A 26,131-nucleotide genomic window follows, 5' to 3' on the forward strand; every position below is an offset into this window, starting at 1 on the left:
GGTTGTTTGTGAAGTGATTCACATCTGCCGTGTCAGTGGGAGCGCATTATAGGGATCCCATTTTTTTGCACAAGCCTTTTTTCGATCTTTTTTTCCAAATGATGTTTTTTCAGCCGCTTCGCGGCGTTCTTGCTCAATCCGCTCAATTTTTACCACAATAAGGGGTTGCAGACGGCCAGAAAAGCAACCAAAGTCTCTGCACTCCCTTCTTTTATTGAGGTAACCATGACCACCAGCTTGCGTCGTTATAAAGATTTATTCCCTAAAACGGGCCTACGCGTGATGATCGACAGCAGCAGCGTGGTGATCGGCGATGTCAGAATCGCTGACGATGTCAGTATCTGGCCTCTGGTCGCCATTCGCGGTGATGTGAACTATGTGGAAATAGGCGCCCGCACTAACATTCAGGACGGCAGCGTCTTACATGTCACGCATAAGTCTTCATCTAATCCACACGGCAATCCACTTATCATTGGCGATGATGTTACCGTCGGTCATAAGGTGATGCTACACGGCTGCACTATTGGTAACCGGGTCCTGGTCGGTATGGGTTCGATTTTGTTGGATGGCGTGATTGTTGAAGACGATATAATGATTGGGGCTGGCAGTCTGGTGCCTCAGAACAAACGTCTCAAGAGTGGCTATCTTTACTTTGGTAACCCGGTAAAACAGATACGCCCCCTGACAGAGGCGGAAATTGCCGGGCTACAATATTCAGCGAACAACTATGTAAAGTGGAAAGGTGATTACCTGGCTCAGGAAAACCAGATCCAACCTTGAGCATCTTCTTGCTGGTCGAGAATGAGATCCTGGGCTTCATCTTCCAGATCCCAGCGATGTTCACGAAAAGCGGCCAGCCATTGCGCCGGCTCTTCACCGCCAAAACGCTTCTTGAGCACCGTTAGCGTTAAGGCGCAGGTAAGCTGCATGCCGTTAACTAATGCAGGAAAAGCGATACATTGATGCGCTTCATCCCATACCTCTCTGTCTGGAAACTGAATTGCCTGGTTCATGCATTCAGTTCCTTCTGCAAAGCCGCAATGACTGGCGTAATTTCTGGCAGAACGCCGTGCCACAACAGCACCGCATGAGCAGCCTGCGCCACCAGCATTCCCAACCCATCAGCGCATTTTGTCGCACCGTGTTGCTGGCATAAGGATAAAAATGGCGTACTACCTTTCTGGTAAAACATGTCATAACAACAGACATGGGGATTTATTAAGGTAACAGGGATCGCGGGAACACCGCCGTCAATACCGCTGGATGTCGCATTAATAATGAGATCAAATTCCTGACCGCCTAATGCTTCTATATCCAAAGCGCGGACGCTGCCGGTATGAGCAAAAAGCGTAGCCAGTTCATGGGCGCGAGAATAGGTACGATTAACAATAGTCACGGCACAATCCAGCGACAGGAGAGGAAGCAAAACGCCGCGTGAAGCCCCACCTGCGCCAATAAGCAATACCCGGAATCCTGGTTTAATAAAACCCAGCCGTTCCAGATCGCTCAGTAGTCCAATACCATCGGTATTGTCCCCCAGCAGGCGGCCATCCTCCAACCGTTTAAGCGTATTGACCGCACCGGCCAGCGCTGCGCGTTCGGTTAGCTCATCTGCTCGCGCGAAGGCCTCTTCTTTAAAAGGCACGGTGACGTTCGCTCCCTTACCGCCTTCATTAAAGAAGGTATCGAGAGTCGTAACGAAATCATCGAGCGGAGCCAGGATACGGCCATAGGGATGCGTAATTTGCAACTGCTGAGCAAAAAGCCGATGAATAGATGGCGACTTGCTATGGGCAATAGGGTGTCCGAAGACGGCATAAGTTTCCATGAGTTACCCCTGGCGGAAGAGTTCGCCCGTCAAGGCATCACGTATTTCAGATGGGTTTTGACGCCCTCCCGTAGCCCCGTCAACGACCGGGAAATCAGCGCCAAACTGCGCATAAACTTCTGCCGTCGTGCGGCAAGGAGGCTGGCCAGACAAATTTGCGCTGGTTGAAACCAGCGGTTTTCCGTAAGCATTACACAGTTCGACCACCAGCGGATGATCCGTGACTCGCACAGCCAGTGAATTGAAGCGCCCCGTCAACCAACGCGGCGTTGAAGCGCAAGCGGGGAAGACAAATGTCACAGGCCCTGGCCAGCAAGAAAAAATCGTCTCCAGCTGCTCATCGCTAAGTTGCGTATCGTCAATATAGGGTTTGAGTTGCTCGAAGTTCGCCGCAATCAGGATCAGCCCCTTTTCAACGGGACGCTGTTTAAGTGCAAGCAGGCTCATGACGGCCTTTTCGCTATCGGGATCGCAACCGACGCCAAAAACGGCTTCTGTTGGATAGGCGATGACATGTTCATTATTCAGAAGCGCCACAGCACGTACGATGGCTTCTGAGGGCAGGTTATTATTCACAGATTTATTCCGCCGGTATCGGCTTTCCACATTGTTTGCTGGCACAGAAGCGTTTAACGCCCTGCGCCGTTTTCTTTTCGATTAGCAACGGGTAATGACACTCTGGACACTCGCCCGCCACTGGCCTGAAGTTTATGACGAACTGGCAATCGGGGTAACGATCGCAGGAATGGAAGTTTTTTCCAAAACGTGAGCGGCGCTGAACCAAATGCCCTTGCCCGCACTGTGGGCAGGCAATTGCGGTTTCATCCGGCTTATCGATAAGTTCAGTATGTTCGCAATCTGGATAGCTGCTACAACCGATAAACATACCAAAACGCCCCTGGCGTAGTACCAGCACTGCGCCGCAAGACGGGCACGTTTGCCCCTCCAGAACTTTGACAATATGTCCGTCCGCCTGATTTTTCAGGGGCCGGACATAGTCACAGTCAGGATAATGCGAGCAGCCGAGAAAAGGCCCGTGTTTCCCGGAGCGTATTACCAGTTCAGCCCCACACTGCGGGCAGGGTTCGTTTTTACGCACCGAGAACAGCGCTGTTTTGGTCATAACAATTCTAATGTCGCAGCAAAAAAGTTAGTGCAGCATACCTTCATTTACTTCAAAGAGTAATTCTTCCATTTGCTGGTAGGCATTTTCGCAACCGGGAATATTGAACAGCACCATCAGGATCACCCATTTGAGATCTTCCAGATCGAACTCTGCCGTATCCAGCGCCAGTACACGCTCAATCACCATTTCCCGTGTTTCGAGGTTCAACACCTGAATTTGCTCAAGGAATAATAAGAATCCCCGGCAGCTTGCATCAAGACGCTGGCACTCCTCGTCGGTGTAGACTCGTAACGAGAGTGGGTCAGAAGCAAGCTGCATTGGCGCAACAAGCCCCTCCTGGTAATCAGCCAGTTTCTCCAGCCACATCAGGGCGTTATAGATATCTTCTCGTTCAAAACCGGCATCGGTCAGATCCCGAGTCAGCTTGTCCTGATCCACGCGCATTTCTGCTTCGTTATGGATGTAAGTTTCAAACAGATACATCAGTACGTCGAACATGGCTTGCCCTCCTTAATCGGACATAGCCGCCGGGTACAGCTGCGATCCAGCCTGCTAACTCCAGTTCTAGTAGCTGGGCTACGGTTACTGGCACAGATTGGCCGGCACGTTCAGCGACAACGTCAACAGGTGTTACCTCATCTCCTACGTTAGCCAGGAGCTCTGGAAATGGCAATGCTACAGAAGGCCGATTACCGCAATTATTTGCGTCATCTGGTTCAGGAAGAACATATGGCAGCTCATCCCGCCAGTATTCGACGATGTCTTCCGGGGCTGTCACGGGAATCGCGCCCTGCTTGATAAGCCAGTGGGGACCTTCTGAACCCGGGCTGCCAATCGGCCCTGGCAGGGCAAACACATCCCTTCCCTGCTCCAGAGCATAACGAACCGTCACTAATGAGCCGCTTTTCAGGGCCGCCTCAATAACCAACACGCCGGCACTTAGCCCACTGATAATCCGGTTACGGCGAGGAAAGTTGCCCGGCAGGGGCGGGGTAAACAGCGGAAACTCAGAAATGATGGCTCCGCAGCTGTTTGTAATCTGCTCCGCTAGCGCCTGATGACGGCGAGGATAGATCTCTCTTAAGCCATTCCCTAAAACAGCAACCGTTTTACCTTTCCCTTCCAGCGCACCACGATGAGCAATTCCATCAATGCCAAGGGCCAGGCCGCTCGTGATCGTAATACCATAACGTGCTAAAGCTTCGCTAAAGAGTTTCCCCCAACGAGCGCCATACCATGAATGCGCCCGGCTCCCAATGACGGACAGCTGCCGGCTGCTCAGTAGCGCAGGGTCTCCACATACTAAAAGAGCGCAAGGAAAGTCGACAATCGCCCGCAGCTGGGGTGGGTAAAGCGGATCTTCGGCAGTCAGTAGATAGCAATTTGGTCGCTCCAGCCATTGCAGCGTGGCATCTATCTCGCATTGGTTAACGCTGAGGAAATGCTTCGATTGCGCCAGACTCAAGCCACAGGCTCGCAAATCTTCTCGACCTAACGTCGCAGATGCACATAGCTGACGGGCGGCACTGATAGCACTCTCGCCATACAGGCTGCTCACCCTCATCAAACGTAACCAAATTTCCCTGGGCGTCATCCCTATCCCCCTGCCACAAGCGACTTTAACAATCTTTGCGATTGGACAGCGAGACTGTCAATTGCAGGGGGTTTTGTCTAGAATAGAGGTAATAATCTTTCCAACTCCTGAACACAACTCTGGATAACTATGTCAGTTTTGCAAGTGTTACATATTCCGGACGAGCGCCTTCGCAAAGTCGCAAAGCCGGTAGAAGAAGTAAATGCAGAAATTCAGCGTATCGTCGATGATATGTTCGAGACGATGTATGCTGAAGAAGGTATCGGTCTGGCCGCAACGCAGGTGGATATTCACCAGCGAATTATTGTTATTGATGTATCAGAAAATCGTGAAGAGCAGCTGGTATTAATTAACCCTGAGCTGCTGGAAAAAAGCGGAGAAACAGGCATTGAAGAGGGCTGCCTCTCTATTCCTGAACAGCGTGCTTTAGTGCCGCGTGCAGAAAAAGTGAAAATCCGCGCGCTCGATCGCGAAGGCAAACCTTTTGAGCTTGAAGCCGACGGTCTGCTGGCCATCTGCATTCAGCACGAGATGGATCACCTCGTCGGTAAGCTGTTCATCGATTACCTGTCACCGCTCAAGCAACAACGCATTCGTCAAAAAGTTGAGAAACTTGACCGTCTGAATGCTCGAGCTTAAGGACGAGAATAAACGTGTCAGACTCACTACGTATTATTTTTGCCGGCACCCCTGACTTTGCAGCACGTCATCTCGACGCGCTGCTGTCCTCTGGACACAACGTTGTTGGCGTCTTCACCCAACCGGACCGTCCGGCAGGTCGTGGTAAAAAACTCATGCCCAGCCCGGTGAAAGTTCTTGCTGAAGAAAAAGGCATACCGGTATTCCAGCCAGCTTCACTACGTCCGCAGGAAAATCAGCAGCTCGTCTCCGATCTGCGTGCAGACGTCATGGTCGTCGTAGCCTATGGGCTCCTTCTACCAAAAGCCGTGCTGGATATGCCGCGCCTGGGCTGCATTAACGTTCACGGTTCGTTGCTTCCGCGCTGGCGCGGCGCGGCGCCCATTCAGCGTTCGCTGTGGGCTGGCGATACCGAGACCGGTGTCACCATCATGCAGATGGATGTCGGTCTCGATACGGGTGATATGCTCTATAAACTTGCGTGCCCAATCACGGCCGAAGACACCAGCGGAACGCTGTACGACAAGCTGGCTAACCTGGGGCCGCAGGGGCTGATCGAAACCCTCAAGCAGCTTGCTGCAGGTACCGCGAAACCGGTTGTACAGGATGAAGCGCTGGTTACCCATGCGCAAAAACTCAGCAAAGAAGAAGCGCGTATCGACTGGTCTCTTCCAGCCGCTCAGTTAGAACGCTGCATTCGCGCCTTTAACCCGTGGCCAATGAGCTGGATAGAAATTGATGGCCAGCCGGTAAAAGTCTGGCAGGCGTCGGTTATCGATGTGGCCACAACAGCCGAACCGGGGACCATCATTGAAGCGACAAAACAGGGGATTCAGGTGGCGACCAGCGACGGCGTGCTGAATTTACTCTCGCTACAGCCTGCCGGGAAAAAAGCAATGAGTGCTCAGGATCTATTAAACTCGCGGCGGGAATGGTTCGCTCCTGGCAACCGTCTGGTCTGACGCGCCCTTCTTAATACGCCCGGTGTTGCCGGGCATTTTTATTTTGTGCTTATGAAAAAACAACTCAATTTACGCAGCCTGGCAGCGCAGGCCGTTGAACAGGTTCTCGAAAAAGGGCAATCCCTGAGCAACGTTCTGCCCCCGCTGCAACAAAAAGTATCCGATAAAGACAAAGCGCTGCTTCAGGAACTCTGCTTTGGCGTGCTACGTACCCTTTCCCAGTTAGATTGGCTGATCGGCAAGCTCATGTCCCGGCCGATGACGGGTAAACAGCGTGTTGTGCACTACCTCATTATGGTCGGCATTTACCAACTGCTGTACACACGGATTCCTCCTCATGCTGCATTGGCGGAAACGGTTGAAGGCGCAGTAGCGATTAAGCGCCCGCAGCTCAAAGGGTTGATTAACGGCGTATTACGCCAGTTTCAGCGCCAGCAGGAAGAACTGTTATCTGAATTTTCTCGTAGCGAAATTCGCTTTTTACATCCGTCCTGGTTGTTGAAACGTCTGCAGAAAGCCTATCCAGCACAGTGGGAAGCGATCGTGGAAGCGAACAACCAGCGCCCGCCAATGTGGTTGCGCGTAAACCGTGTCCACCATCCGCGCGATAGCTGGCTGGCACTGCTGGAAGAGGCGGGAATGAAAGGTTTTACTCATCCTGCTTACCCTGACGCTGTGCGCATGGAAACACCGGTGCCGGTCCACGCATTGCCGGGGTTTGAAGAGGGTTGGGTTACCGTTCAGGATGCCTCCGCTCAGGGCTGCATCACATTTCTTGATCCAAAAAACGGCGAGCAAATTCTGGATCTGTGCGCGGCACCGGGGGGTAAAACCACACATATTCTCGAAGCGGCGCCCGAAGCACAGGTGCTGGCCGTCGATGTTGATGAGCAGCGACTCTCCCGCGTCTATGACAACCTGAAGCGTCTGGGCATGAAGGCCACCGTTAAACAAGGTGATGGCCGTTATCCAGCCCAATGGTGTGGAGAGCAGCAGTTCGATCGTATTCTGCTGGACGCCCCCTGTTCCGCCACCGGCGTCATTCGCCGTCATCCGGATATCAAGTGGCTGCGCCGGGATCGTGATATCGCGGAACTGGCCCAGCTGCAGTCTGAAATTCTGGATGCCGTATGGCCGCATTTGAAAACCGGCGGGACTCTGGTTTACGCAACGTGTTCGGTATTGCCGGAAGAGAACAGCCAGCAAATTAAAGCCTTCCTGCAGCGTACTGCGGATGCGGTTCTCAGCGAAACCGGCAGCGCAGATTTGCCGGGCCAGCAAAATTTGCCAGGTGCTGAAGAAGGTGACGGCTTCTTTTACGCTAAGCTAATCAAAAAGTAATGAGATAACGAGTCGCGACTGATGAAAATTATCATATTGGGCGCAGGGCAGGTCGGCGGAACTCTGGCAGAAAACCTTGTCGGAGAGAACAACGATATTACGCTGGTAGACACGAATGGCGACCGCCTTCGCAGTCTTCAGGACAAATTTGATCTCAGAGTGGTTCAGGGCCACGGCTCGCATCCACGCGTGCTGCGTGAGGCGGGTGCGGATGACGCCGATATGCTGGTCGCAGTGACCAGCTCAGATGAAACGAATATGGTGGCCTGCCAGGTCGCCTATTCGCTGTTTAATACGCCAAACCGTATTGCTCGCATCCGCTCCCCGGATTATGTGCGTGATGCCGATAAACTTTTCCACTCAGAAGCGGTTCCTATTGACCACCTCATCGCGCCAGAGCAGCTGGTCATTGACAGCATTCACCGCCTGATTGAGTATCCAGGCGCGCTGCAGGTTGTCAATTTTGCCGAAGGAAAAGTAAGCCTCGCAGTCGTTAAAGCCTATTATGGCGGTCCTTTAGTGGGAAACGCACTTTCAACTATGCGCGAACATATGCCGCATATTGACACACGCGTAGCCGCTATCTTCCGCCACGATCGCCCCATCAGGCCACAAGGTTCAACCATTGTTGAAGCCGGTGATGAAGTGTTTTTCATCGCCGCTTCGCAGCATATTCGCGCCGTCATGAGCGAACTCCAGCGCCTCGAAAAGCCGTATAAGCGCATCATGCTGGTTGGCGGCGGAAACATTGGCGCCGGGCTCGCCCATAAGCTGGAGAAAGATTACAGCGTCAAACTGATTGAACGTAATCAACAGCGTGCCGCAGAGCTTGCAGAGAAGCTGCAAAATACGATCGTCTTCTACGGCGATGCTTCAGATCAAGAATTGCTGGCTGAGGAACATATCGATCAAGTCGATCTTTTCATTGCCGTCACCAACGATGATGAAGCCAATATTATGTCTGCCATGCTCGCAAAGCGCATGGGGGCCAAAAAGGTGATGGTGCTGATCCAGCGCCGTGCCTACGTCGATCTTGTCCAGGGGAGCGTGATCGACATTGCAATATCACCGCAGCAGGCAACCATCTCTGCGTTGCTCAGCCATGTGCGTAAAGCCGATATTGTCGGCGTTTCCTCCCTACGCCGCGGTGTCGCAGAGGCTATTGAAGCTGTCGCGCACGGAGATGAAAGTACTTCACGGGTGGTTGGACGCGCTATCGATGAGATTAAGCTTCCCCCCGGAACAATTATTGGCGCCGTTGTACGCGGTAATGATGTCATGATAGCGAATAACAATCTGCGTATTGAGCAAGGGGATCATGTCGTTATGTTCCTGACTGACAAAAAATTCATCTCAGACGTCGAAAGACTATTCCAGCCAAGTCCTTTCTTTTTGTAGTTCGCAGGCGTCGACAAGACGCCTTTCTTTTATCCCTTGTATATCAAAGGATAATATTTTTCTGCAATTATTTCGTGGTAATGGAAAATAGTAATACATTTGTTAAACTTATCAGTGTCAGCTGGCTCAAGGAGAATAAAATGAGTTTTTTAAAAGAATTTCGCGAATTTGCGATGCGCGGGAATGTGGTTGATTTGGCAGTCGGTGTCATCATTGGCGCAGCATTTGGTAAAATCGTATCGTCGTTAGTTGCCGATATTATTATGCCGCCGCTAGGCTTACTCATTGGCGGAATCGACTTTAAACAGTTTGCCGTGACGCTACGGGATGCCCAGGGCGACATCCCGGCGGTCGTCATGCATTACGGCGTATTCATTCAGAACGTGTTCGATTTTATTATCGTGGCGTTTGCTATTTTTATGGCAATCAAACTGATGAATAAACTGAACAGGAAAAAGGAAGAGGCCCCGGCAGCACCACCGGCGCCAACCAAAGAAGAAGTCCTGCTTAGCGAAATTCGTGACCTGCTGAAAGAACAAAACAATCGTTCTTAAGAAGCCTTAAAAGCAGAAGGCCAGTGGTAAAAAAGTCATTTACTTTCTTGCCACTGGCCTCCCGACCATTCTGTCCCGCATGTTTTTCTTTTCTTTGGTAGCTACCTTTCCCTTTCTTGTTCTTTTCAACTCGCTGCCTGAATAACGGGTCATGAAGTAGTGCCTCAAGGGCGTTATCTTTTATTTGCCCTTTAGTATGCTGATAGCGGCTCATAAGCTCTCCAGATATGTAATAGAAATCGGCGTGAGTGTAGACGCGTCTGATGAAAAAATCAACGTGCTGGATTATGACTGCTGGCGCCCTGCTCCAGTGCTTCAAGAATTGAGCAATAGACGCTGCTGTGCGCTGTTCCGCAGCAAGCATCATTGAGGCGCTGCAAAGAACGACGCATGGCTTGTAACTCTTTAATCCGGGATTCCACTTCACTTAAACGAGCCTGCACAATGCCTTTAGATTCCTGACAGGTATGATGTTCCGGATCGATGCGGATCGAGAGAAGTTCGCGGATCGATTCCAGCGTAAAACCAAGCTGCCTGGCATAGCGAATAAAACGCAGCCTCTGTAGATCGTTATCCGAATAGAGACGAAAGCCACCTTCAGTGCGCACGTTATGATCCATCATCTGCTGTTTTTCATAATAGCGGATGGTATCGGGAGTAACGTCAGCCAATTTAGCCAGTTCACCTATGCGGTACATGATTACTCCTCATTAATCTTTTGCAGCAACTTATCCGCGTAATCCCCACGCAGAAAGTGAGTGTTCAAGCCCGCCTGCCGCAGCTTTAACTCGAGCAGCGCCAGACGACGGCTCAGCTCAGCATAGCGGGGATCGCGCTCCTGAACGCCTTTAAGTAAGTCATTGAGCATCACGGCTTCTTTACGATGCTCAAGTTCGGGAGGTAAACAACCCGCATTCTTGAGTAATCGATAGCCTGCGCGTAGCTCAGGCGGCACATGCGAGTCATCGTCCAGAGTCAGTGGCTCCCCACTTCCCGGCAGGTTATCAAACTCACCTTTGTGCTGTGCATCAAGAATATGGCGTTCTGCCCACTGATCCAGTAACCACATCATAAGGCTCCGGGGATGAACAAAAATAATGCAGATATTGTAAACAAGCAGGAATAGGGAGGATATAAAAAAACCCGCCGGAGCGGGTTTTTTTACGTTACTACAGATTACTCTGCAGCAGCTTCTGCTTTCGATTCAGAGCGATCAACCAGCTCGATGTATGCCATCGGCGCGTTGTCGCCTGCACGGAAGCCACACTTCAGAATACGAGTGTAACCACCGGCGCGGCTCGCGAAACGCGGGCCCAGCTCGTTAAACAGTTTTGCCACGATCTCATTATCACGAGTACGGGCGAATGCCAGACGACGATTAGCAACGCTATCAGTCTTGGCAAGAGTAATCAGCGGCTCAACTACGCGACGCAGTTCTTTCGCTTTCGGCAGGGTCGTCTTGATGATTTCATGACGAACCAGCGAACCAGCCATGTTACGGAACATAGCCTGGCGATGGCTGCTGTTGCGGTTCAGTTGACGACCACTCTTACGATGGCGCATGACCTTATCCTTCTCAGTAAAACCTTAACCTGTGATCCGGTTACTCGTCAGCAATGCTTGCCGGTGGCCAGTTTTCCAGGCGCATGCCCAGAGACAAACCACGTGAAGCCAGCACGTCTTTAATCTCAGTAAGAGATTTTTTACCCAGGTTCGGCGTTTTCAGCAACTCAACCTCGGTACGCTGTACCAGATCACCGATATAGTGGATAGCTTCTGCCTTAAGGCAGTTAGCAGAGCGGACAGTCAATTCGAGATCGTCAACAGGGCGCAGCAGGATCGGATCGAATTCTGGTTTCTCTTCTTTCACTTCCGGCTGACGTACATCACGTAAATCAACGAAAGCTTCCAGTTGTTCTGCCAGGATGGTTGCCGCACGACGAATCGCCTCTTCAGGATCGATTGTGCCGTTGGTTTCCATTTCGATGACCAGCTTGTCCAGGTCGGTACGCTGTTCTACACGCGCTGCTTCAACATTGTAGGCAATACGCTCTACAGGGCTGTAGCATGCGTCGACCAGCAGACGGCCGATTGGGCGCTCATCTTCTTCCGAATGAATTCGGGCAGAAGCCGGCACATAACCGCGACCGCGCTGAACTTTGATACGCATGCTAATAGCTGCGTTCTCATCGGTCAGGTGGCAGATCACATGTTGCGGCTTGACGATTTCGACATCACCGTCATGGGTAATGTCGGCTGCGGTCACAGGGCCAATGCCAGATTTGTTCAAAGTAAGGATAACTTCATCTTTACCCTGAACTCTCACCGCCAGCCCTTTCAGGTTGAGCAGGATTTCAAGGATATCTTCCTGAACGCCTTCTTTGGTGCTGTACTCATGAAGTACACCATCAATCTCAACCTCGGTCACCGCGCAACCCGGCATCGATGAGAGCAGAATACGGCGCAGTGCGTTACCAAGAGTATGGCCAAAGCCACGCTCTAAAGGTTCAAGGGTCACCTTGGCGTGCGTCGAACTCACTTGCTCGATATCGACCAGGCGCGGTTTTAGAAACTCTGTCACAGAACCCTGCATTGTGTCCTCTCTTTGGTACTAAGCTTTACTTGGAGTAAAGCTCGACGATCAGGTGTTCGTTAATGTCCGCAGACAGATCAGAACGTTCCGGCTGACGCTTGAACGTACCTTCCATCTTGCCAGCATCAACTTCCAGCCAGGTTGGCTTTTCACGCTGCTCAGCCAGCTCCAGAGCGGCTTTCACGCGAGATTGCTTTTTCGCTTTCTCACGAATGCTGACAACGTCATTCGCTTTAACCTGATAAGAAGCGATGTTAACAACACGACCGTTTACCATGATAGCTTTGTGGCTAACCAGCTGACGTGATTCAGCACGAGTCGCGCCGAAGCCCATACGGTATACAACGTTGTCCAGACGACCTTCCAGCAGAGTCAACAGGTTTTCACCGGTGTTGCCTTTCAGACGCGCTGCTTCTTTATAGTAGTTACGGAACTGACGCTCCAGCACACCGTACATACGGCGAACTTTTTGCTTTTCACGCAACTGCACACCATAGTCAGACAGACGCGGTTTACGCGCACCGTGCTGGCCAGGAGCTTGTTCAATTTTACACTTGGTATCGATCGCGCGAACGCCAGACTTAAGGAACAGGTCTGTGCCCTCACGACGGCTCAGCTTGAGCTTAGGACCCAAATATCTTGCCATTTTCTTTCTCCAACAATCCTAGAAACGAACGCGTTATACGCGACGTTTTTTCGGCGGACGACAACCGTTATGAGGGATCGGAGTCACATCAGTAATATTAGTGATGCGGAAACCAGCGGCGTTCAGTGCACGAATAGTAGATTCGCGACCTGGACCCGGACCTTTGACCATAACTTCCAGATTCTTGATGCCGTATTCTTTTACGGCTTCAGCGCAACGCTCTGCTGCAACCTGAGCTGCAAACGGAGTGGATTTGCGAGAACCACGGAAACCGGAACCACCGGCTGTTGCCCAACCCAGCGCGTTACCCTGACGATCGGTAATGGTAACGATGGTGTTGTTAAAAGAAGCATGGACATGAGCCACGCCATCAGAGACTTGTTTTCTTACACGCTTACGTGCACGAACTGGTGCCTTTGCCATTATTCAATCACCCCGACTATTTCTTGATCGGTTTACGCGGACCCTTACGGGTACGTGCGTTGGTCTTAGTACGCTGACCGCGAACCGGAAGACCACGACGATGGCGTAAACCACGATAGCAACCAAGGTCCATCAGACGCTTGATGCTCAGGGTGATTTCACGGCGCAGATCACCTTCAACGACAAATTTACCAACCGCTTCACGCAGGGATTCAATTTGTTCTTCAGACAGCTCACTGATCTTAACATTTTCAGCGATACCCGTGTCAGCACAGATGGCTTTAGAGCGGGTCTTGCCGATACCGAAAATAGCAGTTAATGCGATTACGGTATGTTTGTGATCAGGAATGTTAATGCCTGCTATACGGGCCACTATGCACTCCTACTATTTAATATGTACGCACCATGCTGAAAAGCCCGTTTTCAGGATACTCAAATGGAAACGTACAGACATACAAAAGATTGGCTGGCTAATCTAGCCAGCTCAACCCAACTTTGCAAGAAAAATATGCGAATAAATCAGCCTTGGCGCTGTTTATGCTTCGGCTCGGCACTGCAAATCACGCGGATGACGCCATCACGCTTAACGATTTTGCAGTTACGGCATAATTTCTTGACGGAAGCACGAACTTTCATTTTTACTCTCCGTAACTTCTCGAGCGACCTGTTAGCGGCCGTAGCCTTTCAGGTTCGCCTTCTTCAATGCAGACTCGTACTGACTCGACATCATCAGAGTTTGCACTTGAGCCATAAAGTCCATAATCACGACAACAACGATAAGCAGTGAGGTCCCACCAAAGTAGAACGGTACTTTCATTGCATCACGCATGAACTCCGGGATCAGGCAGATAAAAGTGATGTATAACGCACCGACCAAAGTCAGGCGAGTCATTACTTTATCGATATACTTCGCCGTTTGCTCTCCCGGACGAATTCCTGGTACAAATGCACCGGACTTCTTCAGGTTATCTGCTGTTTCACGCGGGTTGAAAACCAACGCCGTGTAGAAGAAACAGAAGAAGATGATTGCAGACGCATAGAGTAACACATAAAGCGGTTGCCCAGGCTGCAAATACAGCGAAATTGTTGTCAGCCAGTTCCAACCAGTACCGCCCCCGAACCATGATGTAATGGTAGCCGGGAACAGAATAATACTGGAAGCGAAGATTGCCGGGATAACCCCTGCCATATTCACTTTCAGCGGTAAATGTGTGCTCTGTGCAGCATAGACACGACGACCCTGTTGACGTTTAGCGTAGTTTACCACAATGCGGCGTTGACCACGCTCTACAAAGACAACAAAGAAGGTCACTGCAAATACTAATACTGCAACCAACAGCAACAGGAGGAAGTGCAGGTCGCCTTGACGCGCTTGCTCGATAGTATGGGCGATGGCCGGCGGGAGACCCGCAACGATACCGGCGAAGATAATGATTGAGATACCGTTTCCGATACCGCGCTCAGTAATCTGTTCGCCGAGCCACATCAGGAACATCGTTCCTGAGACCAGACTAACAACAGCGGTGAAATAGAATGCAAAGCCTGGATTAATCACCAGGCCCTGCATACCAGGCATATTCGGCAGACCGGTAGCAATACCGATCGACTGGAATATCGCCAGCACCAGAGTACCGTAGCGGGTGTACTGGCTGATCTTACGACGACCAGACTCCCCTTCTTTCTTCAGCTCCGCTAACGGCTGATAAACAACCGTCAGCAGCTGGACAATGATCGATGCCGAAATATACGGCATGATACCCAACGCAAAGATAGAAGCACGGCTGAGAGCACCACCAGAGAACATGTTGAACATTTCAATGATGGTGCCTCGCTGTTGCTCAAGCAGTTTGGCAAGTACAGCGGCATCAATACCAGGGATCGGAATAAAAGAGCCAATACGGAACACAATCAACGCACCGATTACAAACAACAGTCTGCGCTTCAGTTCGCCAATCCCACCTTTGGCACTTTGAAAATCTAATCCCGGTTGCTTAGCCATCTGCTACTTATTCCTCAATTTTACCGCCAGCAGCTTCGATAGCAGCACGAGCACCTTTAGTCACGCGCAGGCCACGAACAGTTACCGGACGAGATACTTCACCAGACAGGATCACTTTCGCGAATTCGATCTGGATACCGATAATGTTAGCCGCTTTCAGCGTGTTCAGGTCGATAACATCGCCTTCTACGTGAGCAAGATCAGACAGACGAACTTCTGCGGTGATCATCGCTTTACGAGAAGTGAAGCCGAATTTCGGCAGACGACGGTACAGAGGCATCTGACCACCTTCGAAACCGCGACGTACGCCACCACCAGAACGAGAGTTCTGACCTTTGTGACCACGACCACCGGTTTTACCGAGGCCAGAACCGATACCACGACCCAGGCGTTTACCCGCCTTTTTGGAGCCTTCGGCCGGAGACAGAGTATTTAAACGCATCTCTTACTCCTCAACTTTAACCATGAAGGAAACCGCGTTGACCATACCACGAACAGCAGGAGTATCCTCGCGCTCTACGGTGTGACCAATACGACGCAGACCCAGGCCAAGCAGCGTTGCCTTGTGTTTCGGCAGACGACCGATTGCACTGCGGGTTTGAGTAATTTTAATAGTCTTTGCCATGGTTTATTTCCCCAGAATTTCTTCAACGGATTTACCACGCTTGGCAGCGACCATTTCTGGAGAATTCATATTTTCCAGGCCATCAATAGTTGCACGAACCACGTTGATCGGGTTGGTGGAACCATATGCTTTGGCCAGAACGTTATGAACTCCAGCAACTTCCAGAACGGCGCGCATTGCACCACCGGCGATGATACCGGTACCTTCGGAAGCTGGCTGCATGAATACACGAGAACCCGTGTGAACACCTTTAACCGGGTGCTGCAGGGTGCCGTGGTTCAGCGCGACGTTAATCATATTGCGACGGGCTTTTTCCATCGCTTTCTGGATCGCTGCTGGAACTTCACGCGCTTTACCGTAACCAAAACCAACGCGACCGTTACCGTCACCAACTACAGTCAGAGCTGTGAAGGAGAAAATACGACCACCTTTAACGGTTTTAGATACGCGGTTAACCGCGATCAGCTTTTCCTGCAGTTCGCCAGCTTGTTTTTCGATGTGAGCCATCTTACACCTCTACCTTAGAACTGAAGGCCAGCTTCACGGGCAGCATCTGCCAGTGCCTGGACACGACCATGATATTGGAACCCGGAACGGTCAAAGGAAACATCTTTGATGCCTTTTTCCAGAGCGCGTTCAGCAACAGCTTTACCCACAGCTGCTGCCGCGTCTTTGTTACCGGTGTACTTCAGTTGTTCAGCGATAGCTTTTTCTACAGTAGAAGCAGCTACCAGAACTTCAGAACCGTTCGGTGCAATTACCTGTGCGTAAATATGACGCGGGGTACGATGTACCACCAGGCGAGTTGCACCCAGCTCCTGGAGCTTGCGGCGTGCGCGGGTCGCACGACGGATACGAGCAGATTTCTTATCCATAGTGTTACCTTACTTCTTCTTAGCCTCTTTGGTACGCACGACTTCGTCGGCGTAACGAACACCCTTACCTTTATAAGGCTCAGGACGACGGTAGGCGCGCAGATCTGCTGCAACCTGGCCGATCACCTGCTTATCAGCGCCTTTCAGCACGATTTCAGTTTGAGTCGGACATTCTGCAGTGATACCGGCCGGCAGTTTATGCTCAACAGGATGAGAGAAACCTAAAGCCAGGTTTACTACATCCCCTTTGACCGCTGCACGATAGCCTACACCAACCAGCTGAAGCTTTTTAGTGAAGCCTTCGGTAACACCAACAACCATTGAGTTCAGCAGGGCACGCGCGGTACCAGCCTGAGCCCATCCATCCACGAAACCATCACGCGGACCGAAGGTCAGAGCATTTTCTGCATGTTTAACTTCAACAGCATTGTTGAGGGTACGAGTCAGCTCGCCGTTTTTACCTTTGATCGTAATAACCTGACCGTTGATTTTTACATCAACGCCGGCAGGAACAACGACCGGTGCTTTAGCAACACGAGACATTTTTTCCTCCGATTAGGCTACGTAGCAGATAATTTCGCCACCAAGACCAGCCTGGCGCGCTGCACGATCGGTCATAACACCTTTAGAGGTAGAAATAACCGCGATACCCAGACCCGCCATAACTTTCGGCAGCTCATCTTTACGTTTGTAGATGCGCAGACCTGGGCGGCTGACACGCTGAATGCTTTCTACAACAGCTTTACCCTGGAAATACTTAAGAGTCAGTTCCAGTTCCGGCTTGATGTCGCCTTCAACTTTAAAATCTTCAATAAAGCCTTCTTCCTTCAGCACGTTGGCAATTGCCACTTTCAGCTTGGAGGAAGGCATGGTGACCGCAGCTTTATTCGCGGCCTGACCGTTACGGATACGGGTCAGCATATCCGCGATCGGATCTTGCATGCTCATCTGTCTTTACTCCCGTGATTCAATTGGTGACAATTACCAGCTAGCCTTTTTCAGACCCGGGATTTCACCGCGCATTGCGGCTTCACGGACCTTGATACGGCTCAACCCGAACTTCCGCAGGAAACCATGCGGACGACCTGTTTGACGGCAGCGATTACGCTGACGAGACGGGCTGGAATCACGCGGCAGAGTCTGCAGCTTGAGAACAGCATTCCAACGATCTTCGTCGGTTGCGTTCACATCAGAGATGATAGCTTTCAGTTCAGCGCGTTTAGCGAAGAATTTATCAGCTAAAGCCACGCGCTTTACTTCGCGTGCTTTCATTGATTGCTTAGCCATTAAGTAACCCTACCTTACTTGCGGAACGGGAAGTCAAAGGCAGCCAGCAGAGCGCGGCCTTCTTCATCAGATTTCGCAGTAGTGGTAATGGTAATATCCAAACCACGAACGCGGTCGACTTTATCGTAGTCGATTTCTGGGAAGATGATCTGCTCACGGACACCCATGCTGTAGTTGCCACGACCGTCGAAAGACTTAGCGGACAAGCCACGGAAGTCACGGATACGCGGTACAGCAATAGTGATCAGGCGCTCAAAGAACTCCCACATGCGTTCGCCACGCAGAGTTACTTTACAGCCGATCGGATAGCCCTGACGGATTTTGAAGCCTGCAACTGATTTGCGTGCTTTGGTGATCAGCGGTTTTTGACCGGAGATTGCTGTCAGATCGGCTGCTGCGTTATCCAGCAGTTTCTTGTCAGCGATCGCTTCACCAACACCCATGTTCAGGGTGATCTTCTCGACCCGAGGGACTTGCATGACAGAATTGTAGTTAAACTCAGTCATGAGTTTTTTAACTACTTCGTCTTTGTAGTAATCATGCAGTTTCGCCATCGTACTACTCCAAATTACTTGATAGTTTCGCTGTTAGATTTGAAGAAACGGACTTTTTTGCCGTCTTCGAATCTAAAGCCTACACGGTCAGCCTTGCCGGTTGCCGCATTGAAGATTGCAACGTTAGAAACCTGAATAGCAGCTTCTTTTTCAACGATGCCGCCTGGTTGGTTCAGAGCCGGAACCGGCTTCTGGTGTTTCTTAACCAGGTTGATACCTTCAACAATGAGCTTGCCGGAAGACAAGACATTCTTAACTTTACCGCGTTTACCTTTATCTTTACCGGTTAACACGATAACTTCGTCATCACGACGGATTTTCGCTGCCATGATTCGCTCCTTAGAGTACTTCTGGGGCCAGAGAGATAATTTTCATGAACTTCTCGTTACGAAGTTCACGAGTTACCGGCCCAAAAATACGCGTACCGATGGGCTGCTCGCTGTTATTGTTTAAAATAACGCATGCATTACCATCGAAGCGAATGACAGAACCGTCCGGGCGACGAACACCCTTCTTGGTGCGCACCACTACCGCCTTCAGCACATCACCTTTTTTGACCTTACCACGCGGAATTGCTTCTTTGATGGTGATCTTGATGATGTCGCCTACGCCTGCGTAGCGACGGTGCGAGCCACCCAGAACCTTGATACACATTACGCGACGTGCACCGGAGTTGTCGGCGACGTTCAGCATAGTCTGTTCTTGGATCATTTTAGTGCTCCGCTAATGTCAACTACTACTGAGACCCAAAAATAGGGTCGTTAAAAAAGCCCCATATCGAGGGCGCGGCATTATAACACCGCAAATCAGATATGGGTAGAAAAAATAAACGGCTCATCGCTGAGCCGTTTATCCGTATCGAGAATGCGTACTCTATTACAGAACCGCTTTCTCTACAACGCGAACCAGCGTCCAGGACTTAGTCTTGGACAGCGGACGGCATTCGCGGATTTCAACCACGTCGCCGATACCGCATTCGTTGTTCTCGTCATGTACGTGCAGTTTGGTCGTACGCTTGATGAATTTGCCGTATACCGGGTGTTTCACCATACGTTCGATAGCAACAACAATGGATTTCTCCATTTTGTCGCTAACCACGCGACCTTGCAGAGTACGGATTTTATCGGTCATTACGCACCCGCCTTCTGAGTCAGTAAAGTCTTAACGCGTGCAACATCACGACGCACTTGCTTCAGCAGATGAGTCTGTTGCAGCTGGCCACTTGCAGCCTGCATACGCAGGTTGAACTGCTCACGCAGCAGGTTCAGCAGCTCAGCGTTCAGCTCTTCAACGCTTTTTTCACGCAGCTCTTTTGCTTTCATTACATCACCGTCTTAGTTACAAAGGTGGTTTTGATCGGCAGTTTCGCTGCTGCCAGGCCGAATGCTTCACGGGCCAGCTCTTCCGGTACGCCGTCCATTTCATAAAGGACTTTACCCGGCTGAATCAAGGCAACCCAGTACTCCACGTTACCTTTACCTTTACCCATACGAACTTCCAGCGGCTTCTCGGTGATCGGTTTGTCCGGGAATACACGGATCCAGATCTTACCTTGACGCTTAACTGCACGGGTCATAGCACGACGTGCTGCTTCGATCTGACGTGCAGTCAGACGACCACGGCCAACAGCTTTCAGACCGAAAGTGCCGAAGCTAACATCCGTACCCTGCGCCAGACCACGGTTGCGGCCTTTGTGCACTTTACGGAATTTTGTACGCTTTGGTTGTAACATCAGCGACGCTCCTTATTTACGGCCTTTACGCTGCTGCTTTTTAGGTTGAGCAGCCGGTTCCGGTTGTTCAACAGCAGCCATACCACCCAGGATCTCACCTTTGAAGATCCATACCTTAACGCCGATTACACCGTAAGTGGTGTGCGCTTCAGAGGTGTTGTAGTCGATGTCAGCACGCAGAGTGTGCAGCGGTACGCGACCTTCACGGTACCATTCGGTACGTGCGATTTCCGCGCCGCCCAGACGGCCGCTAACTTCAACTTTGATACCTTTAGCGCCCAGACGCATTGCGTTCTGTACAGCACGCTTCATAGCACGACGGAACATAACGCGACGTTCCAGCTGAGAAGTGATGCTGTCAGCAACCAATTTAGCGTCCAGTTCAGGCTTACGAACTTCGGCAATATTGATCTGTGCAGGCACGCCAGCGAGATCCGCGACGACCTTGCGCAGTTTTTCTACGTCTTCGCCTTTCTTACCGATAACGATACCCGGGCGAGCAGTGTGAATGGTCACACGGATGCTTTTAGCCGGACGCTCGATAACGATGCGAGATACAGACGCTTTCGCCAGTTCCTTAGTCAGGTACTGACGTACTTTAAAATCGCTGTCCAGGTTGTCAGCGAATTCTTTGGTGTTCGCAAACCAGGTTGAGTTCCATGGTTTTACAATACCCAGGCGAATACCATTAGGATGTACTTTCTGACCCATTGCTAGTCTCCAGAGTCTCAGCGATCGGACACAACCACAGTAATGTGGCTGGTGCGCTTCAGGATGCGATCTGCACGACCTTTAGCACGCGGCATAATGCGCTTCATGCTCGGGCCTTCGTCTACGAAAATTTTCGCAACTTTCAGATCATCAATGTCAGCGCCATCGTTGTGTTCAGCGTTAGCAATGGCAGATTCCAGTACCTTCTTGACCAGTACAGCAGCTTTCTTATTGGTGTAGGTCAGAATATCCAGGGCCTGCGACACTTTCTTACCGCGAATCAGGTCAGCAACAAGGCGAACCTTCTGAGCAGAAGAACGAGCATGGCGATGTTGAGCTAAAGTTTCCATCTCTTCCTCCTACCTTATTTCTTCTTCGCTTTTTTATCAGCAGCGTGGCCGCGATAAGTACGAGTCGGTGCGAATTCACCCAGTTTGTGACCAACCATTTCGTCGGAAACAAAAACTGGAACGTGCTGACGACCATTATGGACAGCGATGGTCAAACCGATCATGTTAGGAAAGATCGTTGAACGACGGGACCAAGTGCGCAGGGGCTTCTTGTCTCCGCTTTCCACCGCTTTCTCTACCTTCTTCAGCAAGTGCAGGTCAATAAAAGGACCTTTCTTGAGAGAACGTGGCATGGCTTATCCTCTAAAATTATTTGCTACGGCGACGTACGATGAATTTATCAGTACGCTTGTTGCTGCGGGTCTTCTTACCTTTGGTCTGAACGCCCCACGGAGTTACCGGGTGCTTACCAAAGTTACGACCTTCACCACCACCATGTGGGTGGTCGACTGGGTTCATCGCAGTACCGCGAACGGTAGGACGAACACCACGCCAGCGTGCAGCACCTGCTTTACCCAGAACGCGCAGCATATGCTCAGCATTGCCAACTTCGCCCAGAGTAGCGCGGCAGTCTGCTTCGACTTTACGCATTTCACCAGAACGCAGACGCAGGGTGACATAAGCACCATCGCGAGCAACGATCTGAACGTAAGTACCAGCGGAACGAGCCAGCTGACCGCCTTTACCTGGTTTCATTTCTACGTTATGAACGGTAGAACCAACCGGGATATTGCGCATCGGCAGGGTGTTGCCTGCTTTGATTGCAGCATCAACGCCAGATTGAATCTGGTCGCCAGCTTTCAGGCCTTTAGGGGCCAGAATGTAACGGCGCTCACCGTCTTTGTACAGAACCAGCGCGATGTTCGCGGAGCGGTTCGGATCGTACTCAAGACGTTCAACAACTGCCGGGATACCATCTTTGTTGCGTTTGAAGTCAACAATACGGTAGGCCTGTTTGTGACCACCACCGATATGACGGGTGGTGATACGGCCATTGTTGTTACGACCACCGGATTTGCTGTTTTTTTCAACCAGCGGAGCAAAAGGTTTGCCCTTGTGCAGCTCTGGGTTGACCACTTTAACAACGTGGCGACGACCCGGAGATGTCGGTTTACATTTAACAACTGCCATTGTATTACTCCTCCGACTTACTCAGCGCCGCCGACGAAGTCCAGATTCTGGCCTTCCTTCAGGGTGACGTAAGCTTTTTTCCAGTCGCTACGACGACCGATACGCTGTCCGTGACGTTTAACTTTCCCTTTAACAACCAGGGTGTTAACGACTTCGACTTCGACTTCAAACAGTTTCTGCACAGCAGCTTTGATCTCTGCTTTGGTCGCGTCTTTAGCAACTTTGAGAACGATGGTGTTAGTTTTTTCCATCGCAGTAGACGCTTTTTCAGAAACGTGCGGTGCGCGCAGCACCTTCAGCAGACGTTCTTCACGAATCATGCCAGCATCTCCTCAACTTGCTTAACAGCATCAGCAGTCATTACGACTTTGTCGAAGGCGATCAGGCTAACCGGGTCGATACCAGTTGCATCACGTACGTCAACCTTGTGCAGGTTGCGCGCAGCAAGGAACAGGTTCTCGTCCAGCTCACCGGTGATGATCAGCACATCTTCCAGAGCCATGTCTTTCAGTTTCTGTGCCAGCAGCTTAGTTTTAGGCGCTTCTACAGAGAAAGATTCGACAACGATCAGACGATCCTGACGTACCAGTTCGGACAGAATGCTTTTCAGCGCGCCGCGGTACATCTTTTTGTTAACTTTTTGACTGTGGTCCTGCGGACGCGCAGCGAAGGTCACGCCACCTGAACGCCAGATCGGGCTCTTGATAGAACCTGAACGCGCACGGCCGGTACCTTTCTGGCGCCACGGCTTTTTGCCTGAACCAGTTACTTCAGCACGAGTCTTCTGAGCACGAGTACCCTGACGAGCACCAGCTGCATAAGCAACTACAACCTGGTGAACCAGCGCTTCGTTGAAATCACGACCGAAGGTAGTTTCGGAAACAGTCAGCGCGCTCTGCGCGTCTTTCAATACTAATTCCATTGCTATCCCCTTACGCCTTCACAGCTGGTTTAACGATCAGGTCGCTACCGGTTGCACCCGGGACCGCGCCTTTAACCAGCAGCAGGTTGCGCTCAGCGTCAACACGTACTACGTCCAGGCTCTGAACGGTGACACGTTCGTTACCCAGCTGACCTGCCATTTTCTTGCCTTTGAACACTTTGCCCGGAGTCTGGTTCTGACCGATAGAACCCGGAACGCGGTGAGACAAGGAGTTACCGTGAGTAGCGTCCTGGGTACGGAAGTTCCAGCGCTTAACGGTACCAGCAAAACCTTTACCTTTAGAGGTACCGGTTACGTCAACTTTTTTAACGTCAGCAAACAGCTCAACGCTAATGTCCTGACCTACGGTGAACTCTTCGCCGTCAGCCAGACGGAATTCCCACAGACCACGGCCAGCTTCTACGCCAGCTTTAGCGAAGTGACCCGCTTCCGGTTTGGTTACACGGTTAGCTTTTTTAGCACCAGTGGTCACCTGAACGGCACGGTAGCCATCGTTAGCCAGATCTTTAACCTGAGTAACGCGGTTTGCTTCAACTTCGATTACGGTTACTGGGATAGATACGCCATCTTCAGTGAAGATGCGGGTCATGCCCACTTTTTTACCGACTAAACCAATCATTGTTTCAACCTCTCAATCGCTCGATGACCTGATTAACCCAGGCTGATCTGCACGTCTACACCGGCAGCCAGATCCAGACGCATCAGAGCATCAACGGTTTTTTCAGTTGGCTCAACGATGTCAACCAGACGCTTATGAGTGCGGATTTCGTACTGATCGCGCGCGTCTTTGTTAACGTGCGGAGAGATCAGAACGGTAAAGCGCTCTTTGCGGGTCGGCAGCGGGATCGGACCACGGACTTGCGCACCAGTGCGCTTAGCAGTCTCGACGATTTCCGCGGTTGATTGATCGATCAGACGATGATCAAACGCTTTAAGGCGGATACGGATTCTTTGGTTCTGCATGAGACCAGAGCTCCAATTATTTTATAGACGAAATGGTTACTCCTCATACCCATTACGATTGATGGGAGAGTGTAACCGTTCTTACATAGTCCCCCAATTGGGGACATTGTTTGGTAGCGTGTTGCTGCTACCAGGGTTCATATCGAACCGGCCGTCAACTTTGACAGGCCCGCGCATTATACGCAAATTCAGCGACAACGCAAGGGCTGCGTACAAAATCATCACCTGTTTCTGCGAGCTCACTTCCAGGCCCCTGGCAATGCCATGAAAGGCCGGCAAATACTCTGGAGCGTGACATCCATTCCTGTTTATTAGCTTTTGCCAGAGGCCAGGCTCCTGCATCACACTCGGTACCCAGGGCCACCACATGGAAACCATCGATGATAGCGACTTTGGCATTCTTTATTATTTATGGCGGGTTATTACTCACGCTTTGTTGGCACGATCTGCGCTATGGCTTGCTACCCGATAAATTTACCTGCCCTCTGCTGTGGGGCGGGTTGCTTTATTATCTGTGTATGTCACCAGCCAATCTGCAGCATGCAGTCTGGGGAGCGATAGTAGGCTATCTGGCCTTTGCGTTGATCTATTGGCTCTACAGGGGAATACGCGGGCGTGAAGGCATCGGCTACGGCGATGTTAAATTTCTCGCCGCACTAGGGGCATGGCAGGGATGGAGAGTTTTACCGCAGCTCGTACTTATAGCAACGATTCTCGCCTGCGCTGCCGTAACGGTTCTTATGCTGTGCGGTAAACACAGGCAGGCTTTACGTAACCCGCTGCCTTTCGGCCCTTTCCTGGCCACAGCGGGTTTGCTATGTGGTTGGCAGACGTTTTTTAGTCAGCCACTTTAATCTGCGACTGAAGATAATTCTGCAGACCAATTTTACCTATCAAGTCCAGCTCGGTTTCCAGCCAGTCGATATGGCCTTCTTCATCGGCGAGGATGGTGATTAACATATCACGGCTGACGTAGTCGTGGACGCTGTCAGCATAGGCGATGGCTTCACGCAGATCCTTCGCCCCTTCCAGTTCCAGCCTCAGGTCGGATTGCAGCATCTCCTCGACGTCTTCTCCGATGCGGAGTTTGCCGAGATCCTGCAGGTTCGGGATCCCTTCGAGAAATAAAATGCGCTCGATATACTTATCGGCATGCTTCATTTCATCGATAGATTCGTGGTACTCGACATCATTGAGGCGCATCAGGCCCCAGTTCTTGAACATTCTCGCATGGAGAAAGTATTGATTAATTGCGACTAGCTCATTTCCCAATAATTTATTGAGATAACTTATGATTTTGACATCACCTTTCATTATATAGTCCCTCCGCTTCCACTTATTGAAGCGTAGTTCGGGCTATAGGGATGTCAAAGTAAAGCTGAGAGGCTTCAGGCGATCTCTTGATATTCCGGCATGCGGGTTAATTCATCTTCCATAATTTCTCGTGCTGCACGAACGCACTTACCACATTGATTTCCAACGGGAATAAATTTCCGCAGCTGCTGAAAAGACTGAGGATTGAATTGGCGCACAGCCTGACGAATTTTTTTATCGTTCACACCATTACACAGACAAACGTACATATATACTCCCGTTCAACTTACAGACAAAGTGTAAATGAGAATAGTTATGATTACAATAGGCTGTTTATTAAATAGGCGTTTAATCTCTTTGCTGTCAGTCACTGTGCTGCTTCATGCAAATAGCAGACAGCAAAAAGGGCGCCTTAGCGCCCTTTTTAATTCAGAACTAAATATTAGCCCAGAACTTTAGCAACAACGCCCGCGCCAACGGTACGGCCGCCTTCACGGATTGCGAAACGCAGACCGTCGTCCATCGCGATCGGGTGGATCAGGG

Annotated in this window: 47 protein-coding genes; 7 read left to right on the forward strand and 40 right to left on the reverse strand. The window is 50.9% G+C overall.

From position 1 onward, the window contains the following. Window positions 1–225 precede the first annotated feature (225 nt). Complete coding sequence (locus tag ABLU67_RS22985; protein WP_014839658.1) at window positions 226–780, forward strand: gamma carbonic anhydrase family protein; 555 nt, start codon at window positions 226–228, stop codon at window positions 778–780. Here the strand turns inward: ABLU67_RS22985 and ABLU67_RS22990 are convergent. The 6 genes from ABLU67_RS22990 to dprA are packed head-to-tail and all read right to left on the reverse strand — an operon-like array spanning window position 756 to window position 4,548. Further along, window positions 756–1,013 (reverse strand): DUF1488 domain-containing protein, encoded by a 258-nt coding sequence (locus ABLU67_RS22990; RefSeq protein ID WP_102804053.1) that lies wholly within the window; start codon window positions 1,011–1,013, stop codon window positions 756–758. The genes ABLU67_RS22985 and ABLU67_RS22990 overlap by 25 nt on opposite strands. After that, on the reverse strand, window positions 1,010–1,828 hold the full coding sequence (gene aroE, locus ABLU67_RS22995; protein ID WP_014227028.1) for a shikimate dehydrogenase: 819 nt from the start codon (window positions 1,826–1,828) through the stop codon (window positions 1,010–1,012). The genes ABLU67_RS22990 and aroE overlap by 4 nt, the downstream gene beginning before the upstream one ends. A gap of 3 nt (window positions 1,829–1,831) precedes the next feature. Beyond that, on the reverse strand, window positions 1,832–2,404 hold the full coding sequence (tsaC, locus tag ABLU67_RS23000) for an L-threonylcarbamoyladenylate synthase type 1 TsaC (protein WP_004854739.1): 573 nt from the start codon (window positions 2,402–2,404) through the stop codon (window positions 1,832–1,834). Window positions 2,405–2,408: 4 nt separating this feature from the next. Next, complete coding sequence (locus tag ABLU67_RS23005) at window positions 2,409–2,951, reverse strand: type I DNA topoisomerase (protein ID WP_014227029.1); 543 nt, start codon at window positions 2,949–2,951, stop codon at window positions 2,409–2,411. Between the two features lie 27 nt (window positions 2,952–2,978). Continuing rightward, on the reverse strand, window positions 2,979–3,452 hold the full coding sequence (gene smg / locus ABLU67_RS23010) for a DUF494 family protein Smg (protein WP_004125874.1): 474 nt from the start codon (window positions 3,450–3,452) through the stop codon (window positions 2,979–2,981). Further along, the gene (dprA, locus tag ABLU67_RS23015; RefSeq protein WP_014227031.1) at window positions 3,424–4,548 is read right to left on the reverse strand and encodes a DNA-protecting protein DprA; all 1,125 of its coding nucleotides are present in this window, start codon (window positions 4,546–4,548) and stop codon (window positions 3,424–3,426) included. The genes smg and dprA overlap by 29 nt, the downstream gene beginning before the upstream one ends. A gap of 129 nt (window positions 4,549–4,677) precedes the next feature. On the opposite strand from dprA, the gene def reads away from it, so the two are divergent. The 5 genes from def (at window position 4,678) to mscL (ending at window position 9,442) form a co-directional block, all read left to right on the forward strand. Next, window positions 4,678–5,187, forward strand: a complete 510-nt coding sequence (gene def / locus ABLU67_RS23020) for a peptide deformylase (protein ID WP_004854751.1) — start codon at window positions 4,678–4,680, stop codon at window positions 5,185–5,187. Window positions 5,188–5,201: 14 nt separating this feature from the next. Then, window positions 5,202–6,149, forward strand: coding sequence for a methionyl-tRNA formyltransferase (gene fmt / locus ABLU67_RS23025; protein WP_025107519.1), 948 nt, complete (start codon window positions 5,202–5,204; stop codon window positions 6,147–6,149). Window positions 6,150–6,200: 51 nt separating this feature from the next. Continuing rightward, a complete protein-coding gene (rsmB, locus tag ABLU67_RS23030) occupies window positions 6,201–7,490 on the forward strand; it encodes a 16S rRNA (cytosine(967)-C(5))-methyltransferase RsmB (protein WP_032751524.1) in 1,290 nt (429 codons plus the stop codon). 21 nt (window positions 7,491–7,511) lie between these two features. After that, a complete protein-coding gene (gene trkA / locus ABLU67_RS23035) occupies window positions 7,512–8,888 on the forward strand; it encodes a Trk system potassium transporter TrkA (protein WP_004125888.1) in 1,377 nt (458 codons plus the stop codon). Window positions 8,889–9,028: 140 nt separating this feature from the next. Further along, window positions 9,029–9,442, forward strand: coding sequence for a large-conductance mechanosensitive channel protein MscL (gene mscL, locus ABLU67_RS23040; protein ID WP_004106310.1), 414 nt, complete (start codon window positions 9,029–9,031; stop codon window positions 9,440–9,442). Here mscL and ABLU67_RS23045 read toward each other — a convergent pair. From ABLU67_RS23045 to rpsJ, 31 genes are all read right to left on the reverse strand, one after another. Beyond that, window positions 9,396–9,656 carry an alternative ribosome-rescue factor A gene (locus ABLU67_RS23045; RefSeq protein ID WP_071846056.1) on the reverse strand — a complete coding sequence of 87 codons (261 nt, stop codon included), beginning with the start codon at window positions 9,654–9,656 and terminating at the stop codon, window positions 9,396–9,398. The genes mscL and ABLU67_RS23045 overlap by 47 nt on opposite strands. Before the next feature lie 58 nt (window positions 9,657–9,714). Then, a complete protein-coding gene (zntR, locus tag ABLU67_RS23050; RefSeq protein ID WP_014227035.1) occupies window positions 9,715–10,140 on the reverse strand; it encodes a Zn(2+)-responsive transcriptional regulator in 426 nt (141 codons plus the stop codon). Between the two features lie 2 nt (window positions 10,141–10,142). Then, a complete protein-coding gene (locus ABLU67_RS23055) occupies window positions 10,143–10,511 on the reverse strand; it encodes a DUF1992 domain-containing protein (protein ID WP_348852547.1) in 369 nt (122 codons plus the stop codon). Between the two features lie 107 nt (window positions 10,512–10,618). Further along, the gene (rplQ, locus tag ABLU67_RS23060; protein WP_001216372.1) at window positions 10,619–11,005 is read right to left on the reverse strand and encodes a 50S ribosomal protein L17; all 387 of its coding nucleotides are present in this window, start codon (window positions 11,003–11,005) and stop codon (window positions 10,619–10,621) included. A 40-nt stretch (window positions 11,006–11,045) separates the two neighbouring features. Then, on the reverse strand, window positions 11,046–12,035 hold the full coding sequence (gene rpoA / locus ABLU67_RS23065; protein WP_002919219.1) for a DNA-directed RNA polymerase subunit alpha: 990 nt from the start codon (window positions 12,033–12,035) through the stop codon (window positions 11,046–11,048). A 25-nt stretch (window positions 12,036–12,060) separates the two neighbouring features. Then, window positions 12,061–12,681, reverse strand: a complete 621-nt coding sequence (gene rpsD / locus ABLU67_RS23070) for a 30S ribosomal protein S4 (RefSeq protein ID WP_004125897.1) — start codon at window positions 12,679–12,681, stop codon at window positions 12,061–12,063. 33 nt (window positions 12,682–12,714) lie between these two features. Then, window positions 12,715–13,104 carry a 30S ribosomal protein S11 gene (gene rpsK, locus ABLU67_RS23075; RefSeq protein ID WP_004138423.1) on the reverse strand — a complete coding sequence of 130 codons (390 nt, stop codon included), beginning with the start codon at window positions 13,102–13,104 and terminating at the stop codon, window positions 12,715–12,717. A 16-nt stretch (window positions 13,105–13,120) separates the two neighbouring features. Further along, window positions 13,121–13,477, reverse strand: coding sequence for a 30S ribosomal protein S13 (rpsM, locus tag ABLU67_RS23080; protein WP_004106333.1), 357 nt, complete (start codon window positions 13,475–13,477; stop codon window positions 13,121–13,123). 146 nt (window positions 13,478–13,623) lie between these two features. Next, complete coding sequence (gene rpmJ / locus ABLU67_RS23085) at window positions 13,624–13,740, reverse strand: 50S ribosomal protein L36 (protein ID WP_000868187.1); 117 nt, start codon at window positions 13,738–13,740, stop codon at window positions 13,624–13,626. A gap of 31 nt (window positions 13,741–13,771) precedes the next feature. Further along, the gene (gene secY / locus ABLU67_RS23090) at window positions 13,772–15,103 is read right to left on the reverse strand and encodes a preprotein translocase subunit SecY (RefSeq protein WP_004106334.1); all 1,332 of its coding nucleotides are present in this window, start codon (window positions 15,101–15,103) and stop codon (window positions 13,772–13,774) included. 7 nt (window positions 15,104–15,110) lie between these two features. After that, window positions 15,111–15,545, reverse strand: coding sequence for a 50S ribosomal protein L15 (gene rplO / locus ABLU67_RS23095; protein ID WP_004106336.1), 435 nt, complete (start codon window positions 15,543–15,545; stop codon window positions 15,111–15,113). Between the two features lie 3 nt (window positions 15,546–15,548). Further along, a complete protein-coding gene (rpmD, locus tag ABLU67_RS23100; protein ID WP_001140434.1) occupies window positions 15,549–15,728 on the reverse strand; it encodes a 50S ribosomal protein L30 in 180 nt (59 codons plus the stop codon). A 3-nt stretch (window positions 15,729–15,731) separates the two neighbouring features. After that, on the reverse strand, window positions 15,732–16,235 hold the full coding sequence (gene rpsE / locus ABLU67_RS23105) for a 30S ribosomal protein S5 (RefSeq protein WP_004106339.1): 504 nt from the start codon (window positions 16,233–16,235) through the stop codon (window positions 15,732–15,734). 14 nt (window positions 16,236–16,249) lie between these two features. Next, window positions 16,250–16,603 carry a 50S ribosomal protein L18 gene (gene rplR / locus ABLU67_RS23110; protein WP_000358960.1) on the reverse strand — a complete coding sequence of 118 codons (354 nt, stop codon included), beginning with the start codon at window positions 16,601–16,603 and terminating at the stop codon, window positions 16,250–16,252. 9 nt (window positions 16,604–16,612) lie between these two features. Continuing rightward, window positions 16,613–17,146 carry a 50S ribosomal protein L6 gene (gene rplF, locus ABLU67_RS23115; RefSeq protein ID WP_025107523.1) on the reverse strand — a complete coding sequence of 178 codons (534 nt, stop codon included), beginning with the start codon at window positions 17,144–17,146 and terminating at the stop codon, window positions 16,613–16,615. Between the two features lie 12 nt (window positions 17,147–17,158). Then, window positions 17,159–17,551 carry a 30S ribosomal protein S8 gene (gene rpsH / locus ABLU67_RS23120; protein WP_004106343.1) on the reverse strand — a complete coding sequence of 131 codons (393 nt, stop codon included), beginning with the start codon at window positions 17,549–17,551 and terminating at the stop codon, window positions 17,159–17,161. A 33-nt stretch (window positions 17,552–17,584) separates the two neighbouring features. After that, a complete protein-coding gene (rpsN, locus tag ABLU67_RS23125) occupies window positions 17,585–17,890 on the reverse strand; it encodes a 30S ribosomal protein S14 (protein WP_002919667.1) in 306 nt (101 codons plus the stop codon). 14 nt (window positions 17,891–17,904) lie between these two features. Further along, window positions 17,905–18,444, reverse strand: coding sequence for a 50S ribosomal protein L5 (gene rplE, locus ABLU67_RS23130; protein WP_001096202.1), 540 nt, complete (start codon window positions 18,442–18,444; stop codon window positions 17,905–17,907). A gap of 14 nt (window positions 18,445–18,458) precedes the next feature. Beyond that, on the reverse strand, window positions 18,459–18,773 hold the full coding sequence (gene rplX / locus ABLU67_RS23135; RefSeq protein WP_004106345.1) for a 50S ribosomal protein L24: 315 nt from the start codon (window positions 18,771–18,773) through the stop codon (window positions 18,459–18,461). A gap of 10 nt (window positions 18,774–18,783) precedes the next feature. Next, window positions 18,784–19,155, reverse strand: coding sequence for a 50S ribosomal protein L14 (rplN, locus tag ABLU67_RS23140; RefSeq protein WP_000613954.1), 372 nt, complete (start codon window positions 19,153–19,155; stop codon window positions 18,784–18,786). A 165-nt stretch (window positions 19,156–19,320) separates the two neighbouring features. Then, window positions 19,321–19,575, reverse strand: a complete 255-nt coding sequence (rpsQ, locus tag ABLU67_RS23145) for a 30S ribosomal protein S17 (RefSeq protein WP_004106347.1) — start codon at window positions 19,573–19,575, stop codon at window positions 19,321–19,323. Further along, window positions 19,575–19,766, reverse strand: a complete 192-nt coding sequence (gene rpmC, locus ABLU67_RS23150) for a 50S ribosomal protein L29 (RefSeq protein WP_002919754.1) — start codon at window positions 19,764–19,766, stop codon at window positions 19,575–19,577. Before rpmC ends, rpsQ begins: the two co-directional genes overlap by 1 nt. Then, window positions 19,766–20,176, reverse strand: a complete 411-nt coding sequence (gene rplP, locus ABLU67_RS23155; protein ID WP_002919759.1) for a 50S ribosomal protein L16 — start codon at window positions 20,174–20,176, stop codon at window positions 19,766–19,768. The genes rpmC and rplP overlap by 1 nt, the downstream gene beginning before the upstream one ends. 12 nt (window positions 20,177–20,188) lie before the next feature. After that, on the reverse strand, window positions 20,189–20,887 hold the full coding sequence (gene rpsC / locus ABLU67_RS23160; protein WP_004106350.1) for a 30S ribosomal protein S3: 699 nt from the start codon (window positions 20,885–20,887) through the stop codon (window positions 20,189–20,191). A 17-nt stretch (window positions 20,888–20,904) separates the two neighbouring features. Beyond that, entirely contained in the window at window positions 20,905–21,237 is a 333-nt protein-coding gene (gene rplV, locus ABLU67_RS23165; RefSeq protein WP_002919773.1) for a 50S ribosomal protein L22, read from the reverse strand. Between the two features lie 14 nt (window positions 21,238–21,251). Beyond that, the gene (rpsS, locus tag ABLU67_RS23170) at window positions 21,252–21,530 is read right to left on the reverse strand and encodes a 30S ribosomal protein S19 (protein WP_001138115.1); all 279 of its coding nucleotides are present in this window, start codon (window positions 21,528–21,530) and stop codon (window positions 21,252–21,254) included. A 16-nt stretch (window positions 21,531–21,546) separates the two neighbouring features. Beyond that, on the reverse strand, window positions 21,547–22,368 hold the full coding sequence (rplB, locus tag ABLU67_RS23175; RefSeq protein ID WP_000301869.1) for a 50S ribosomal protein L2: 822 nt from the start codon (window positions 22,366–22,368) through the stop codon (window positions 21,547–21,549). Window positions 22,369–22,385: 17 nt separating this feature from the next. Continuing rightward, a complete protein-coding gene (gene rplW, locus ABLU67_RS23180; protein ID WP_000617546.1) occupies window positions 22,386–22,688 on the reverse strand; it encodes a 50S ribosomal protein L23 in 303 nt (100 codons plus the stop codon). Further along, entirely contained in the window at window positions 22,685–23,290 is a 606-nt protein-coding gene (gene rplD / locus ABLU67_RS23185; protein WP_003031119.1) for a 50S ribosomal protein L4, read from the reverse strand. The genes rplW and rplD overlap by 4 nt, the downstream gene beginning before the upstream one ends. A gap of 10 nt (window positions 23,291–23,300) precedes the next feature. After that, window positions 23,301–23,930 carry a 50S ribosomal protein L3 gene (rplC, locus tag ABLU67_RS23190; RefSeq protein WP_004106354.1) on the reverse strand — a complete coding sequence of 210 codons (630 nt, stop codon included), beginning with the start codon at window positions 23,928–23,930 and terminating at the stop codon, window positions 23,301–23,303. Between the two features lie 32 nt (window positions 23,931–23,962). Beyond that, window positions 23,963–24,274: a 30S ribosomal protein S10 gene (rpsJ, locus tag ABLU67_RS23195; RefSeq protein WP_001181005.1), complete on the reverse strand. Its 312-nt coding sequence runs from the start codon at window positions 24,272–24,274 to the stop codon at window positions 23,963–23,965. A 380-nt stretch (window positions 24,275–24,654) separates the two neighbouring features. On the opposite strand from rpsJ, the gene ABLU67_RS23200 reads away from it, so the two are divergent. Beyond that, the gene (locus ABLU67_RS23200; RefSeq protein ID WP_049081124.1) at window positions 24,655–25,128 is read left to right on the forward strand and encodes an A24 family peptidase; all 474 of its coding nucleotides are present in this window, start codon (window positions 24,655–24,657) and stop codon (window positions 25,126–25,128) included. Here the strand turns inward: ABLU67_RS23200 and bfr are convergent. The 3 genes from bfr to ABLU67_RS23215 all read right to left on the reverse strand — a co-directional run. After that, window positions 25,112–25,588, reverse strand: coding sequence for a bacterioferritin (gene bfr / locus ABLU67_RS23205; RefSeq protein ID WP_004125910.1), 477 nt, complete (start codon window positions 25,586–25,588; stop codon window positions 25,112–25,114). The two genes, ABLU67_RS23200 and bfr, sit on opposite strands and share 17 nt — an antisense overlap. Window positions 25,589–25,662: 74 nt before the next feature. Continuing rightward, a complete protein-coding gene (gene bfd, locus ABLU67_RS23210) occupies window positions 25,663–25,857 on the reverse strand; it encodes a bacterioferritin-associated ferredoxin (protein WP_004125913.1) in 195 nt (64 codons plus the stop codon). Window positions 25,858–26,030: 173 nt separating this feature from the next. Continuing rightward, the coding region (locus ABLU67_RS23215; RefSeq protein ID WP_072082104.1) for an elongation factor Tu at window positions 26,031–26,131 on the reverse strand (101 nt) is incomplete at its 5' end.

Origin of the sequence: Klebsiella sp. GN_Kp190, from assembly GCF_040061795.1 — a bacterium.
Lineage (GTDB): Bacteria > Pseudomonadota > Gammaproteobacteria > Enterobacterales > Enterobacteriaceae > Klebsiella > Klebsiella michiganensis.